General features: G+C 65.6%; 13 protein-coding genes. 5 read left to right on the forward strand and 8 right to left on the reverse strand.

What is annotated here, in order from left to right:
• Positions 1–30: 30 nt before the first annotated feature.
• Positions 31–606 carry an SRPBCC family protein gene (locus JVX90_RS02875; RefSeq protein WP_205332246.1) on the reverse strand — a complete coding sequence of 192 codons (576 nt, stop codon included), beginning with the start codon at positions 604–606 and terminating at the stop codon, positions 31–33.
• Positions 606–2,138, reverse strand: a complete 1,533-nt coding sequence (locus JVX90_RS02880) for an NAD(P)/FAD-dependent oxidoreductase (RefSeq protein ID WP_205330962.1) — start codon at positions 2,136–2,138, stop codon at positions 606–608. The genes JVX90_RS02875 and JVX90_RS02880 overlap by 1 nt, the downstream gene beginning before the upstream one ends.
• 108 nt (positions 2,139–2,246) lie before the next feature.
• Here JVX90_RS02880 and JVX90_RS02885 point away from each other — a divergent pair, with 108 nt between their 5' ends.
• The 3 genes from JVX90_RS02885 to JVX90_RS02895 all read left to right on the forward strand — a co-directional run bounded on the left by JVX90_RS02885 (position 2,247) and on the right by JVX90_RS02895 (position 6,205).
• Complete coding sequence (locus JVX90_RS02885) at positions 2,247–3,200, forward strand: SDR family NAD(P)-dependent oxidoreductase (protein ID WP_240194033.1); 954 nt, start codon at positions 2,247–2,249, stop codon at positions 3,198–3,200.
• A gap of 118 nt (positions 3,201–3,318) precedes the next feature.
• A complete protein-coding gene (locus JVX90_RS02890; protein WP_205330964.1) occupies positions 3,319–5,124 on the forward strand; it encodes an ABC-F family ATP-binding cassette domain-containing protein in 1,806 nt (601 codons plus the stop codon).
• An 85-nt stretch (positions 5,125–5,209) separates the two neighbouring features.
• Positions 5,210–6,205, forward strand: coding sequence for an enoyl-CoA hydratase/isomerase family protein (locus tag JVX90_RS02895; protein WP_205330965.1), 996 nt, complete (start codon positions 5,210–5,212; stop codon positions 6,203–6,205).
• A 54-nt stretch (positions 6,206–6,259) separates the two neighbouring features.
• On the opposite strand, the gene JVX90_RS02900 is transcribed toward JVX90_RS02895, so the two are convergent.
• From JVX90_RS02900 to JVX90_RS02910, 3 genes are all read right to left on the reverse strand, one after another.
• Positions 6,260–6,889 (reverse strand): hypothetical protein, encoded by a 630-nt coding sequence (locus tag JVX90_RS02900; protein WP_240194034.1) that lies wholly within the window; start codon positions 6,887–6,889, stop codon positions 6,260–6,262.
• Between the two features lies 1 nt (position 6,890).
• Entirely contained in the window at positions 6,891–8,504 is a 1,614-nt protein-coding gene (locus tag JVX90_RS02905; RefSeq protein WP_205330966.1) for a peptide chain release factor 3, read from the reverse strand.
• Between the two features lie 92 nt (positions 8,505–8,596).
• Entirely contained in the window at positions 8,597–9,616 is a 1,020-nt protein-coding gene (locus tag JVX90_RS02910) for a beta-ketoacyl-ACP synthase III (RefSeq protein ID WP_205330967.1), read from the reverse strand.
• Positions 9,617–9,770: 154 nt separating this feature from the next.
• Here JVX90_RS02910 and JVX90_RS02915 point away from each other — a divergent pair, with 154 nt between their 5' ends.
• Complete coding sequence (locus JVX90_RS02915) at positions 9,771–10,766, forward strand: ATP-binding cassette domain-containing protein (protein WP_205330968.1); 996 nt, start codon at positions 9,771–9,773, stop codon at positions 10,764–10,766.
• Complete coding sequence (locus tag JVX90_RS02920) at positions 10,763–11,524, forward strand: ABC transporter permease (protein ID WP_205330969.1); 762 nt, start codon at positions 10,763–10,765, stop codon at positions 11,522–11,524. The genes JVX90_RS02915 and JVX90_RS02920 overlap by 4 nt, the downstream gene beginning before the upstream one ends.
• 75 nt (positions 11,525–11,599) lie before the next feature.
• On the opposite strand, the gene JVX90_RS02925 is transcribed toward JVX90_RS02920, so the two are convergent.
• From JVX90_RS02925 to JVX90_RS02935, 3 genes are read right to left on the reverse strand one after another with little or no spacing between them, the layout of a single operon-like run.
• Positions 11,600–12,718 (reverse strand): beta-ketoacyl-ACP synthase 3, encoded by a 1,119-nt coding sequence (locus tag JVX90_RS02925; protein ID WP_205330970.1) that lies wholly within the window; start codon positions 12,716–12,718, stop codon positions 11,600–11,602.
• A 51-nt stretch (positions 12,719–12,769) separates the two neighbouring features.
• A complete protein-coding gene (locus JVX90_RS02930; RefSeq protein ID WP_205330971.1) occupies positions 12,770–14,047 on the reverse strand; it encodes an MFS transporter in 1,278 nt (425 codons plus the stop codon).
• Positions 14,044–15,396 (reverse strand): GH1 family beta-glucosidase, encoded by a 1,353-nt coding sequence (locus tag JVX90_RS02935; RefSeq protein ID WP_205330972.1) that lies wholly within the window; start codon positions 15,394–15,396, stop codon positions 14,044–14,046. The genes JVX90_RS02930 and JVX90_RS02935 overlap by 4 nt, the downstream gene beginning before the upstream one ends.
• Between the last annotated feature and the right edge of the window lie 114 nt (positions 15,397–15,510).

The following is a 15,510-nucleotide window of genomic DNA, read 5'->3' on the forward strand; positions in this document are numbered from 1 at the left end:
GCGGTCCTCTCGACGCGGCCACGGGCGGGGTCAGCGGTGGACACGCCCGATCATCGTTGAGTGGACGCCCTCGAGGCCTGTGCCGTACTCCCGCCGAACTCCGCGGAGTCCGAATCGGAACACCTGTTGCATGATCGGCGTGAGCCATCGCTGCGGAAGCCAGCCGAGGAACCTCACGCGCACCCCCATCGTCCATCGCAGACGGGAGCCGCCGCCCGGGCGCGGCTCCACACGGTACTGCTCGCACCATGTCCCGAAGAACGGGAGTGTCGCATCGGTCGCCGTATAGACGAGGCGCTCGTTGGGCTCCCAGATCAAGATCTGCTCGCGCTGTGCGTAGACGAGCCAGTGGTGGACATACATCTGGAAGTCGCGGATCACACCTGGTTCCACCGCGTCGACATCCGGGTACCGGCAACCCCACACCGTGGGGAGCCAGGACCACATGCGGTCCGACGAGACCACCGACCAGAGGTCGGGGAGTTCGATGTCGGGGAAGTCGTAGTCGACGTGGGTGCGGAATGGAGCTGTCCGAAGGAAGTCGGCGGCAGTGTCGGCGGTCACCGGCGCAGTGGCCGCGAATCGGAGGCGTGCGAACGGCTGCATCATTTGGTGACCTTCTCGAGGGCGTTGGTGAATGTGTAGTCGTCACGATCGAAGCCGACGCTGCGCTTTCGTGACTGGTAGATCGTCCAGGGCCGGACATAAACGGCCTCGCCGTGCGAATTGACGAAGTACGTGTTCGAGCCAGCGCAGTGGACACCGAAGTAGTGAGCGAGGTTGGCGCCACGTTCGACCATGTCAGTGTGGAATCGCTGCTGTGCGTGCGGTGTCACCTCGACGCGAGTCGCGCCGCGAGAGCGCGCTTCGTCGAGTACCGCAGTGATGTGCCGTACCGCGTTCTCGAGGATGTAGTGAAAAGCGGTGCCCGTCCAGGAATAGGGGCCGACTAGCAGCCACCGGTTGGGAACTCCCGCGACCGAGGTGCTGTGGTAGGCGCGCAGCCCGACGGTGTTGTAGTACTCGCCAAGGTCGAAACCGTCCGTGCCGATCACAGTTCCTGTCCGGTACGACTCGGGATCGGAGAACATCTCATACCCGGTGGCGAGGATGAGTGCGTCGATCGGTCTGCGGACACCGTCAACAGTGACGATGGCGTCGGTCTCAATGTGATCGATCGAGGTGGTGTGCAGTGACACGTTGGGCCGGTTGAATATGGAGAGGTATCCGCCGCCGAGGGTTCCGCGGGTGCATCCCGGCCCGTACTGGGGGCGAAGTTTGTCGCGGACATCTGCTTCTTTCACGCACAGTCGTAGCCAGAGGTCGTAGAGCGCGAGGCCGGCGCGGTCAAAGGCATTCGCGCCGAACCGGAACAGTGGAGCGGGGGTGTAGATCACCGTCCGCAGACAGAGTTCTAGCACCGCGAGGATCGCCTCGTGCAGTGCTCCTGACAGACGCGGCACGCGCAGTGCCGTCTTCATCCACGTCGGTGTTCGGAAGTCGGGTTTGGGGAAGTACCACTGCGGAGTGCGTTGGTAGACGTCGAGGTGAGCGGCCTGTTCTGCGATCGCCGGGGCGATCTGCACAGCACTCGATCCGACGCCGATCACGGCGACCCGCTTGTCGGCGAAGTTGTAGTCGTGATCCCACGCCGAGGGGATCATCGTTGTCCCGGCGAAGTCGTCGAGACCGGGGATGTCGGGCTTGTCCTTCGGGTTCAAGTAGGCGCCGACGGCGCTCAACACGAACCGAGCGGTGATCGTCTGGTCATCGGAGGTGTGGAGCACCCAGTGGTTCTCCGATTCGTCCCATTGCTCTCGGACGATCTCGACACCGAACACGGTCTTCTTATCGAGGCCGGCATCGACGGCGAGGCCGACGTGGTACGCCTGGATCTCATCGCCCTTGGCGAAGAAGTTCGACCAATCGTGCTTCGGTGCGAATGAGAACTGGTAGGCGAGAAATGGCAGGTCCGCGCCCACGTTGGGGTAGGTGTTGGCGCGCCAGGTGCCGCCCATGCCGTCGCTGCGTTCGATCAGCAGGATGTCGGTGATCCCCATCTCCTGAAGCTTGATGCCCGCGCATATGCCTCCGGCTCCGGCTCCGATGATGGCGACTTCGCAAGTGGTGTCGTGCATGGCTCTGAGTTCCTCTCGACTCTCGTACGTCTGACACGGAGCAAGCTATCATAGAACTGACGCATCAGTTCTATTAAATACTACAGCGAACCTGGAGGCCCCATGAGAGTGAGCGGATTCAAGCGGATGGCGTCGCCGGTATGGTCGGCCCGGCGCGGTGTCGGACGTTATGCGCGCGCGGCGGCCGGTCGCGCCGTGCGGTTGGGGGCTCTCGACCTCAACGGGTGTGTTGTGCTGATCACCGGGGCGTCATCAGGGATCGGCAAGGCTGTTGCCGGGCGATGTGCTCGCGCGGGGGCCACCGTGGTTCTTGTCGCGCGCTCGGCCGACAGTCTTGCGGAGGCCGTGGACGACATCGCCAGTGAGACGGGCTGTCGGGATCGGCTCCTCGCTCTGCCGTGCGACGTCACTGACGGGGCCGACGTCATCCGCGCGGTTGCCGAGGTGGAGGCGCGATTCGGGAGGATCGACGTACTCGTCAACAACGCCGGACGGTCTATTCGCCGAGCCACGGAGAACTCGATCGAGCGTCAACACGACTACCGGAGGACGATGGAGGTCAACTTCTTCGGAGCGGTGACGTGTGTGCTCGCGGTACTGCCAGGAATGCTGGAGAGAGGCGAAGGCAGGATCGTCAATGTGTCGAGTATCGGCACGCAGGTGAGAAGTCCGCGATTCGGGGCCTACCTTGCGAGCAAGGCGGCCCTCGACATGTTCGGCGACGTGCTCGCCGGCGAGGTGGCGTCGCGTGGCGTGACCGTGTCTTCGGTGAAGATGCCGCTCACGCGGACTCCGATGATCGCGCCTACCGGCGCGTATCGAGGTGCGTCCACGATCAGCGCGAATCAGGCTGCCGTCCTCGTCGAGCGGGCGATCGTTCACGGTCGCCCACGGGTGTCGACCGCGGCCGGTTCGGTCGCTGGTGGAGTCACGGCGCTTCTGCCGGGGTACACCACGCTGCTTCGGCAGATCGAGTTCCTGGCGGTGCCAGAATCTGCCGCCGCGCTTCGCGAGAGCCGAGCGACCGCCGAGACCCGCGGTGGGCGCTCCGAGGGCGAATGACCCGCCCCGATATAGTGGAGTCTGATCCGCAGGTCGTGTACGGACCGACTCTTCAGCGGAGTCTCGTCTGCGGTGTGTGACGCCCGACCGTGCCAGACAAGACGAAGGACCGCCCCTGATGGCAGCCAATCCCGGCACCAACACGTCGCTGATCACCGCCGAGAAGATCAGCAAGAGTTTCGGCATCCGTGCCCTGCTCGACGACGTCAGCGTCGGTGTGCACGAGGGGGAGCGGATCGGCGTCGTCGGCCTGAACGGCGGCGGCAAGACGACGCTGCTCGAGATCCTCGCAGGCATCACCGAGCCGGACTCCGGCCGAGTGTCCCGCGTCGGCGGCGCAGTCGTCGCGACCGTCACCCAGCGAGGTGAGATGCCCGACGATCACACCGTCGCCGATGTGGTCGTGGGCGTCGGTGTGGCAGAGCACGAATGGGCGTCGGACGCACGGATCCGCGGAATCCTGACCGGGATCGGCATCGACGGACTGCTCGACCGGAAGGTGACGGAACTGTCCGGCGGCCAGCGGCGTCGCACAGCGCTTGCGGCAGCGCTCATCACCGATGCCGACCTGCTGATCCTCGACGAGCCGACCAACCATCTCGACATCGAGGGCGTCTACTGGCTTGCCGAGCACCTCGTGTCACGCCGCAGCGCGCTCCTCGTCGTGACGCACGATCGCTGGTTCCTCGACACCGTCGCCACCCGTACGTGGGAGGTCCACTCGGGTCGGGTCGACGAGTACGAGGGCGGCTACAACGACTGGGTGTTCGCACGCGCCGAGCGGAACCGGCAGGCCGACGCCGCCGAGGAGCGTCGCCGCAACCTCGCGCGCAAGGAACTGGCGTGGCTGCGTCGCGGGGCACCCGCTCGCACGTCGAAGCCGAAGTACCGCATCGAGGCCGCAGAGAAGTTGATCTCCGACGTCCCGCCGCCCCGCGACAGCGTCGCGCTGTCGGCGTTCGCGAAGCGTCGCCTCGGGAGGGTCGCGATCGAACTCGAGGACGCACGGCTGACCACACCGTCGTCTGACGGCGAACCCGGACGAGTGCTGCTCGACGACACCACCTGGCGCCTCGCTCCCGGTGAGCGGGTCGGCCTGGTCGGAGTCAACGGCTCCGGCAAGACCACACTTCTGCGAGCTCTCGCAGGCGACGTACCGGTCACGCCCGGCAAACGCATCGAAGGAAAGACGGTCTCCATCGGGTGGCTGAGGCAGGAACTCGACGACCTCGACGAGTCGCTGCGGCTGATCGAGGTGGTCGAGGCCGTCGCCGGTCACATCATGCTCGGCGACAAGGAGATCTCGGCGAGCCAGCTCTGCGAACGTCTCGGATTCTCACCTGCTCGCCAGCGGACGCCGGTCGGTGACCTCTCCGGCGGTGAGCGGCGTCGTCTGCAGTTCACGGCCGTCCTGATGAGCGAGCCGAACGTCCTCCTGCTCGACGAGCCGACCAACGACCTCGACATCGACACCCTGCAGCAGGTGGAGGATCTTCTCGACTCGTGGGCCGGAACGCTCGTCGTCATCAGTCACGACAGGTACCTCATCGAGCGGATCTGCGACTCGACGTGGGCGCTGTTCGGTGACGGCAAGCTGACCAATCTGCCACGCGGAGTGGACCAGTACCTGGAACGACGAGCCGAGGACTCCCGCCCGGCCGCTCCGTCGAAGCCTGCCGCGAGTGCGACGGCTCCGGCGACGAGCGCCGCCGAGCATCAGGCCGCGCGTAAAGAGTTCAACGCTGTCGAGCGCAAGATGGAGAAGGTGAACACGCAGATCGCGAAGCTGCACGAGAAGATGGCCGCTCACGATCAGAGCGACTACACGGGCCTCGGTGACCTCACCGCCAAACTCCACGCCGCACAGGCCGAAGTCGACGAGCTCGAAGAACGCTGGTTGGAACTGTCCGAGCTCGTCGGCTGATCTCTCCGGCGGCGTGGCGCAGAACACGCCGGGATTTACTTGGACGCCCAACCATCTGGGGAGGGCCTGCGATAACGTGGCGTTCATGTCGTATATCCGCACCACCGTCGCGAACGGTGTCGGGGAGATCGTCCTCGACCGCCCGAAAGCCCTGAACGCCCTCGATCAGACGATGATCGACGATCTGCACGAGATCCTCGAACGCTGGGCTGACGACGACACCGTCGAGACGGTGCTCGTCACCTCGGCGAGCGACCGCGCCTTCTGCGCGGGCGGCGACATCCGGGCGATCCGCGACAGTGCGATCACCGGCGACGCTGCGGCCGTCACCAAGTACTTCGCGAGTGAGTACCGCGTGAATCAGATGATCGCCGAGTACCCGAAGCCGTACGTCGCACTGATCGACGGCGCCGCGATGGGCGGCGGACTGGGAATCAGCGTGCACGGCGAGATCCGCGTGGTCACCGAGAAGGCCGTCATCGCGATGCCCGAGACGGCGATCGGATTCTTCCCCGACGTGGGCTCAACCTACTTCCTGCCGCGGCTGCCGCGCGGTGTCGGCATGTGGCTCGGCCTCACCGGTGCACGCCTTCGCGGCGCGGACGCCGTCGCCGTCGGCCTTGCGACGCACTACGTTCCGTCGGCCGAACTCGGCGCCGTGGCCGACGCCATCCGCTCGGGCGAGGGCCTCGCCGCGGCGCTCGTGGATCACCGCGACCCGGTCGAACCCACTCTTCCGCTGACCAAGATCGCGGACTACTTCGGTGACACGAGTGTCGACGCGATCATCGGCGGCCTCCGCGGTGCAGTCGGAGACGAGTGGGCGACCGAGATGCTGACGCTCCTCGGTTCGGCGTCGCCGACCAGCCTGTTCGTGACCGCAAAGCTCATCGAGCTCGGCACTACGTCGTCGTTGGCGGAGTGCCTGGAACGAGAGCTGTCGACAGCCGAGCGCATCACGGCACATCCCGACTTCGCCGAAGGTGTCCGCGCGGTGCTGGTCGACAAAGACCGCAACCCGTCGTTCGCTCCGCGCACCATCGAGGAGATCGACCCCGCCGCGATCGGCGAGATCGTCTAACGCCTTAAGGTGTGATTCGGTGTCACCAGGTGACACCGAATCACACCTTAACGGTCAGTAGACGTCGAACCGCCCGGACAGAGCCGCTGCCGTGGCCGGGGGAGAAGCCGGTGGATCGTCGAAAGAGACGTCATCGGACGGGTCGAACGGATTCGCGGTCTGAGCGAGCGCCTGCGGACATGAGAACCGTCCGGCCGCGCGCCGGGAATTGCTGACCGTCAAGGTCAATTCGCAGGTCGTCGACGTGTAGTAGACCCCGTTGATCGACACGCCGACAGTCGCGTTGATCGGATGGTCGAGGCGCCCGAGCGGACGGGTGTCGGGGAGCTTGCCGCCGGCCAGGTCGACGGCGCGGAACTCGACCTGGGCACCGTCGCCGCGTCCACCGGAGAAGTAGTACAGCAGTGAGTCCGGTGGAACGTCGATGTTCGCGTTGCCCCATTTGGCGAACTGCACACACCGCTCGGCGCGGCCGTCTCGGAGCTTGATGCGGATCGCGCCGCGCGTGAACCGGAGGTCGTAGCCGAGTCTGTCGATCTTTCCGGTCGGCGTGGGCTCATCGCACTTCTCGGCGGCGAGCGCCTTGACGGGGCGGGGCGCCGGCGCCTGGTCGACGGCCGTGTTCGACGAGCAGCCGACCAGCACGACTGCCGCGGGGACGATGACCGCAGCGAGGCGACGCACGCTAATCCGCTGCAGCGACGAGCGGTTCGAGGTGGAGATCTTTGTGCTCCTTCTCGATGTACTGCAGACGCCACTTGTCGCTGAACAGTGCGAGGATCGCACCGTCGCTCCGAGTGAACACCTCGACGCCGCGCTGACGATTCAGCTCGGCGACGCTGGCCTCATCGGTGCGGCGGGCGAGTGCGTAACCGAGCGGCTCGATGATCGTGTCGACGTTGAACTCGGCTTTCATACGTGCCGTGACGACCTCGAACTGCATGGGTCCGACAGCGGCGAGCACAGGCGAGGCGTCACCGCGGATGTCGTTGCGCAGCACCTGGACCACACCTTCGGCATCGAGCTGGTCGATGGCCTTGCGGAACTGCTTGTACTTGTCCGCGGTGGTGACGCGCAGCGACGAGAAGTGCTCCGGCGCGAACGACGGGATCGGCGGATACTGAACCTTCGGGTCGAGATACAGCGTGTCGCCGGGAGCGAGGGTCATGGCGTTGACCAGGCCGACCACGTCGCCGGGGTACGCGGTGTCGACGGTGGCGCGATCGCGTCCGAAGACCGCCTGCGCGTACTTGGTGGCGAACGGCTTGCCGGTCTGAGCGTGGTTGACGACCATGCCGCGCTCGAACTCGCCCGACACGATGCGCATGTATGCGAGCCGGTCGCGGTGCGACGAGTCCATGCCCGCCTGGACTTTGAACACGACCGCGCTGAACGGGTCGGTGACCTCGCGCGCGGTGCCGTCGATCGATTCGCGTCCGCGGGGCGGGGGAGCGAACTCGACAAGCGTCTCCAACAACTGGCGGACGCCGAAATTCAGCATCGCCGAGGTGAAGATCATCGGAGACGTCTGACCCGCCAGGAACATCTCCTGGTCATGGTCCTGACCGAGTTCGGAGAGGAGTTCGCTCTCCTCGGCTGCAGCGGTCCAGGCGTCGCCCTCGGTGGACAGCGCGGCGTCGGCGTCGAGCAGTTCCTCCGGTGCGATCTTGGCGCCGCCCGCGGTGCGCGTGAACTTCACGTATTCCCCGGTGCGACGGTCGAGCAGACCGCGGAAGTCACCCGCGATGCCGACGGGCAGGAACATCGGGGTCGGGATCAGACCGATGCGTTCGCTGATCTCGTCGATCAGTTCCAGCGGCGTCTGACCTGGCCTGTCCCACTTGTTGATCACGGTGATCACCGGGATCCCGCGGTGGCGACACACCTGGAACAGCTTCAGCGTCTGCGGCTCGAGGCCCTTCGCGGCGTCGATCAACATCACGGCGGCATCGACGGCGGTCAGCACGCGGTAGGTGTCTTCGGAGAAGTCCGAGTGGCCGGGGGTGTCGACCAGGTTGATGACGTGCGGGAAGTCTTTGTCGTCGCCGGTCGCCTCGCACGCGTACTTGAACTGGAGGGCCGTCGAGCTGACTGAGATGCCTCGCGCCTTCTCCATCTCCATCCAGTCGGAGACGGTGGAGCGTCGTCCGCCCTTGCCGTGGACGGCGCCCGCCTCGCTGATCATGCGGGCGTGCAGCGCCAGCGCCTCCGTCATCGTCGACTTGCCCGCGTCGGGATGGGAGATGATGGCGAACGTACGACGGCGCTTGACCTCGCGCCCGATGACCTCGGAACTCACTCGTCTACGCTATCGGTCCGCAGGCAGTGGCGGCAAAAGCGCTCATGGTGTCGTTCGGTGTCACGTGGCGACACCAAACGACACCCTGACGGTCATTCGAAGGGAATCGGAGGCATCGTGACGACCTGGGCGGCGTAGCTCAGGCCTGCACCGTAGCCGAGGAGCAGGGCGGTGTCGCCCGGCTTGGCCTGCCCGGTCGACAACATCTGCTCCATTGCCAACGGAATCGACGCCGCCGACGTGTTCCCGGTGTTCTCGATGTCGTTGGCGACGCGGGTGGTCTCGGGGAACTTCAGGCTGCGAGCGAGCAGGTCGTTGATGCGCGTGTTGGCCTGGTGCGGGACGAACACGTCGATCTCGCTGGCGTCGACTTTCGCGACCTCGAGCGCGCGTTGTGCGGCCTTGCCCATCTCGAACGCGGCCCAGCGGAACACCGCGGTGCCCTCGAGTCGGAGGTACGGGCGTGCCGAGTGGTCGTCCTGGTCCATGTACGAGATCCAGTCGATGTCCTGGCGGATCGCGTTGAACTGCGTGCCGTCGCTGCCCCACACGACAGGACCGAGTCCCTGCCTCTCGCTCGGGCCCACGACCACGGCCCCTGCGCCGTCGCCGAAGATGAAGCAGTTGGTGCGGTCGGTCATGTCCATCGTCACCGACAACTGTTCGGCGCCGACGACAAGAACGTTGGTCGCGCTGCCGCCGCGGACCATGTCGGAGGCGAGCGACAACGCGTAGCCGAAGCCCGCGCACCCGACGGTCACATCGAAGGCGGGGACACCGTTGGCACCCAACTCGGTTGCGATCTTCACCGCGCCCGCGGGCGTCAGGAGGAGATGCGTGTTCGTCGCGAGGATGACCGCATCGATGTCTGCCGGAGAGAGCAGCGCATTCGCGATCGCGGTGCGTCCGGCGTTGACGCCCATTTCAACCACGGTCTCGTCGCGTCGTGCGAAGCGGCGCGTCTTGATTCCCGTGCGGGTGAAGATCCACTCGTCGGACGAGTCGATGTTCTCGCAGATCTCGTCATTGGTGACGACGCGTTCGGGTCGGTAGGCGCCGATGCCGAGCATGGAGATGTTCTTGACGCCGACGGCTTCGTGAAGGTCCACCATGGGACTGCTCCTTCGATCACGGTTCTTCAACTGTGGGCACAGCTGCCTCCACAGTCTCATGTGACTCCGGTTACTCGAAAGTATCGAACGGATTTGTCGGTGCCGTCGGGTAGACACAGAGGACAACCTTCACCATGACAGCGAGAGGCGTCACATGATCCATGCCAGAGGTCTGGTCCAGACCTTCACGACCGGCAGAGGGAAACAGGCGAAGGAGGTGCGGGCCGTCGACGGCGTCGATCTCGACATCGCCGAGGGAGAGGTAGTCGGATTCCTCGGGCCGAACGGTGCGGGCAAGACGACCACCCTGCGCATGTTGACCACGCTGCTGAGGCCAACCGCGGGCACAGCGACGGTCAACGGGTACGACGTGCTCACCCAGTCGGTCGACGTGCGCCGCAGCATCGGGTACGTGTCCCAAGCTGGATCGACGTTCTCCCAGGCCCTCGCCGGGGACGAGGTGAGCGACCACGGCCAGCTCTACGGCATGAGCAGGCGAGACGCCGTCGCCCGAGGCAAACAGCTCTTCGACGAACTTCAGCTCGACGGACTCTGGGACCGTATGCCGAAGAACATGTCGGGCGGACAGAAACGCCGCCTCGACATCGTGATGGGGTTGATCCACGATCCGACGCTCGTCTTCCTCGACGAACCGACCACCGGCCTCGATCCGCAGGCTAGAGCCAATCTGTGGGAGCACATCGCCAGACTTCGGACCGATCGCGGCGCGACAGTCTTCCTCACCACGCACTACCTCGACGAGGCTGACGCGCTCTCCGACCGGATCCTCATCATCGACAATGGGCGGATCGTCGCCGCCGACACCCCGGACAATCTGAAATCGCAGGTGTCAGGCGACCTCATCCGACTCGAATTCGACGACACCGCACATGTGCCCGGCGTGGCCCAACTGCTCGACGGGGTCGGCTCGGACGTGGTGGTGGACGGCGGCACAGTCAGCGCTCGTGTCCGCGGATCTGGGCGAATCGTGCCGGGGCTGCTCCGCGACCTCGAATCGCGCGGCGCGACGCTCGACTCGATCGAGATCGTCAAGCCGACCCTCGACGACGTGTTCCTCACTCTCACCGGGCGGTCGTTGCGCGACGAGACGTCCACGCCCGACGCCGCAGACCAGGAGACCGCACAATGAGCTTCTTCACCGAGTCGTACATCGTCTTCCGACGCCAGTTGCGGATGAATCTGCGCAACCCGGCGTGGGTCCTGATCGGCATCATGCAGCCGGTGATGTACCTGGTCCTGTTCGGTCCACTCCTCAAGCCTCTGGTGGCTCAGTTCCCAGGCGCGGGCGACAACGCGTACACGTTCTTCGTTCCGGGTCTGCTCGTCCAGCTCGGCATCTTCGGTGCGATGTTCGCGGGGTTCAGTCTCATCGGCGAATGGCGCGAAGGGGTCATCGAGGCCGAACGAGTGACTCCGGCCAGCCGGACGGCGCTGCTCTTCGGCCGAATTCTGCGTGACCTCCTGCAACTGCTGGTGCAGGCGTTGATCCTCGTGGGTCTCGGCTACGCGATGGGAATGCGCGGTCCTATCGGCGGGGTGTTCGTCGGACTGATCATCACGCTGCTCGTCGGCGGAGCGTGTGCCGCCGCGTCGAACGCTCTCGCCCTCACCACCAAGAGCGAAGACGTGATGGCACCCGTGATCAACATGGTGATGATGCCGATCCTGCTGCTGTCGGGCATCCTGCTCCCGATGACGATCGGCCCGGACTGGCTCAAACGAGTCAGCGACTTCATCCCGTTCCGCTGGATCACCGACGCGGTCCGCAGTTCGTTCCTCGGCGACGTGCTGACCACCCAGGTGCTGTGGGGACTCCTCGCGTCCGTCGTCCTCAGCGCTCTCGCCGGTTGGTGGGGGACGTCGGTCTTCCGCAAGGAGAACGCCTGAAGTCCCTTTCGACTCGCTCCGCCCTTCGACTCGCTCCGCTCGTTCAGGAACTGCGGAGCGAGTCGAAAGGGCCGATCAGCTGATGCGCAGGTGCTTGGCGAGGGGACCGGGGACGGCGTCGTCGAGGCCGTCGAAGCTTGTCACCTTGGGTGCCGGGGGCATCGTGACGACTCCGCCCGCGTAGGAGAGGCCTGCGCCGAACCCGAGGATCAGCGCGGTCTGGCCGCCCTGAGCCTTTCCGGTCGCGAGCATCTCCTCCATGGCGAGGGGAATCGACGCGGCCGACGTGTTGCCGGTGTTCTCGATGTCGTTGGCCATCGGCAGATCGTCCGGGAAACCGAGGTTCTTCTTCATCAACTCGTTGATGCGAGCGTTCGCCTGATGGGGGATGAAGACCTCGATGTCGTCGACACCTGCACCCGACTCGGTGAGCATCGTGGTCAGAGCCTTGGGGAGAGTGATGGCGGCCCAGCGGAACACCCGGGGGCCCTCCATGCTGATCACGAGACGCCCGACGGGGTCGGTCTCCGGGTCCTTGCCCTGGTACTCGACGGCACGAGCCATGTACTCGACGGTGTCGCGGTTCTGACTGATCGCCTCGGCGTTGTCGCCGTCACTGCCGGACACCATCGGGGAGATGCCGTTCACGTCACTCGGGCCCACGACAACTGCGCCGGCGCCGTCTCCGAAGATGAACCCGGTGCCGCGGTCGGTCACGTCGAGACCGACGGACATCGTCTCTGCGCCGATGACGACCGCATATGTCGCGCTGCCTGCGCGGATGGCGTCGGCGGCGACGCTGAGCGCGTATCCGAAGCCGCCGCACCCGGCGGAGACGTCGAACGCCGAGATGCCGTTGATGCCGATGTCGGAGGCGATGATCGGCGCGCCGTGGGGCACGTTGTAGGGCCAGCTGCTAGCCGCGAGGATCAGCATGTCGATCTTCTCGCGGTCGACCCCGGAGTTGATGATCGCGCGCTCGGCGGCAGCGGCCGACATCGACCGCATCGTCTCGTCACCGCTGATCCAGCGACGGTTGTGGATGCCGCTGCGCTCGAAGATCCACTGGTCCGACGAGTCGAGCACGGTGCACAATTCGTCGTTGGTCACGAGCCGCTTGGGTCGGTACGCGCCGATGCCGAGCATCGCCACATTCGGATGTCCCGAGGGTGTCACCAGGGTCGCCACGTGCATCGTCCTTCTGTAGAGCGCAGGGTTGTCGCCTGTCCGGTCGAATTTCCACCGTCAGGTGGAACTGATTCTAGTGACTGCCGGAACCTTGCGGGCACCCAGCGTCACCAGAGCGCCGACGATCGACAACACGAAGCCCATGAAGAACACCAACCAGAAGCCGCCGACGAGCGATACGAGGCCGGCGCCGAGCACGGGCCCGACGAGTTGGCCGAGAGCGGCGGTGGTGTTGACGATGCCGAGATCTCGACCGTGGTCGTCCTCGTGGGGCAGCAGGTCGGTGGCGTAGGCGAGACCGACGGTCGAGAATGCGCCGTAGCCGACGCCCATGAATGCGGCGCCGATCATCGTCGCCGTGAAGGTCGGGCTGATCACGATGATCAGTCCGGACAGCGACTGGATGAGGGCTGACACGATCGTCAGGCCTCGACGGTCCCACCCGCGGTCGGCGAGCGAACCGGAGACGATCGACGCGATCACCACGAACACCGTGTAGACCACGACGAGGAGGATCAAGTTGCCCTCGGCGGTGTCCTTGTCCTGATCGAGTCCGTACAGGAGGAAGAACAGGAACAGTGACGTGCCGAGCGCGTTGCCGACGTTGGCGATGAAGCGCCCCGCAAGCATCCACGAGAAGTCTTTGTCTCGGAACGAATCCCAACGTCCGCGGTCGGGATCGAGTGAACTGCGGCCGGTGAGGTGGTCGACCGGCGGGTCGGGCAGCCGCAGCGTGGCCCAGGTGCCGACGACGGCGATGAGGACGGCGAGGATCAGGTATCCGGCCCACGGGTCGAGACCGAGACTGCCGATCACGCCCACGCCGACGACGATGCCGAGGGCCTGGGATGCGCCGACTGCGGCGGATGCGGACCCGCGTTTGTCGTCGGGCAGCTGGTCGGCGATGAGCGCCGTGAATGACGCCGATGCGACGCCGACACCGATGCAGACACCGATCCACGCGCCGCCGATGATCCAAGTGGAGTGAGTGACGCCGACGAGCACGAGGAACACCGCCATCAGCCAGGTGCCGATCAGCGACCACACGCGGCGTCGTCCGCCGAGCCACGCGGGGAGACGCGAACTGTCAGTGCGATCCGACCATCCCCCCGCGAGTGGGCCTGCGATGACACCGGCCAGTCCGCCCGCGCCGAGGATCAGCCCGGAGATGACGACTGTGTGGATCCACTCGTCGCCGCCCTGCGAGTTCTCCTGATCGAGCTGTAGAGGCAGGAGCAACTGGAGGGGGGTCAACTGAACCATCCAGATGACGAGCCAGGCGACGGTGAACAGGGTCAGCCAGCTGCGGCTGCCCGCCTTCAGTGCAGTGCTCACTTGCGGTTCTCCGCGATCACTCGGCGATACCAGTCGTACGACGCCTTGGGCGTGCGCTTCGCGGTCTCGAAGTCGATGTGGGTGAGGCCGAAACGCTGGGTGTAGCCGTCGGCCCATTCGAAATTGTCCAGCAGCGACCAGACGGTGTACTCCTCGATGTTCACCCCGGCGCTCATCGCTTCGCCCACGGCACGGATATGACCGTCGATGTAGGCGATGCGCTCGACGTCGTTGATGCCGTCGTCCGCTGTGTCCGGTTCGGGGAACGATGCGCCGTTCTCACTGATCACGATGGGCGGGAGGTTCGGGTAGCGGCCGGTGAAGTCGATCAGAAGGTCGCGTAGCGACTCGGGTTTGATGGCCCACTCGTCGCCGAACCCGGTGTACTCCACGTTCGGGGTGGGAACGATGTCGAACGGGATGGGGACGTCGGGTGCGGGGGCGGTGACCGTCGTCGGGTTGTAGAAGTTCACCGCGTAGAAGTCGGGGCGGGTCGCGATGATCTCCATGTCGCCGTCACGCACGGGCAGGTCGACGCCGTACACCGAGAGGTCCGGGTACTCGCCGGTCAACACGGGATCGGCGAACAGGCGGTTGTGCAGGGCGTCGTAGGCGAGTGCTGCGGCGCGATCGCCTTCGGAGTCGGTGAGCGGGTAGACGTGCGTGTGGTTGTTCGCGACGCCGACCGCCTTTGCGCCGTTCTCGCGGAGCACACGAGTCGCGTGGCCGTGGGCCAGCAGTTGATGGTGTGCGGTCGGTATCGCGTCGAAAAGCAGGAACTCGCCGGGAGCAAGCGCCCCGACCGCGTAGCCCTGGAGCGTTGTCATCGCGGGCTCGTTGATCGTGTACCAGTTCTCGACTCGATCGCCGAGGCGCTCTGCGACGAGGGCCGTGTAGTCGACGAACCGTTCGACGATGTCGCGGCCGGTCCATCCGCCTGCGTCGTGCAGAGGCACGGGGAGGTCCCAGTGGTACAGGGTCGGGAACGGTGTGACGCCGGCGTCGAGCAGGCCGTCGACCAGCCGTGAGTAGTAGTCCAGGCCCGCGCTGTTGGCCGGTCCGGTTCCGTCCGGCTGGATGCGCGTCCATGAGATGGAGAAGCGGTAGCGATCGAGTCCGAGACCCTTCGCAAGCGTGATGTCCTCGGTCCAGCGGTGGTAACTGTCGGCGCCCGGTTCGGCGCTGGAGCCGTCCTTCACCTTGTCGGGTGTGTCGACCCAGGTGTCCCAGACAGAGCGTCCACGCCCGCCTTCGGTGCGTGCGCCTTCGATCTGGAACGCGGCGGTGGCGGACGACCACCGGATGCGTCCGGGCAGCGTGGGCAGGTCGGGTGGGGCGGCGCTCGACATGGTCGGCTGTCTCCTGAGTCCTCAGTCACTAGTGGATCATTCGATCCAGTTTGTGAATGCTAGCCCAGATATGGCCCCCGTGACGAGCATCACGAGGTTCATGCCGGTGAGGCG

It is taken from the genome of Gordonia sp. PDNC005 (assembly GCF_016919385.1).
Taxonomy (GTDB): Bacteria; Actinomycetota; Actinomycetes; order Mycobacteriales; family Mycobacteriaceae; genus Gordonia.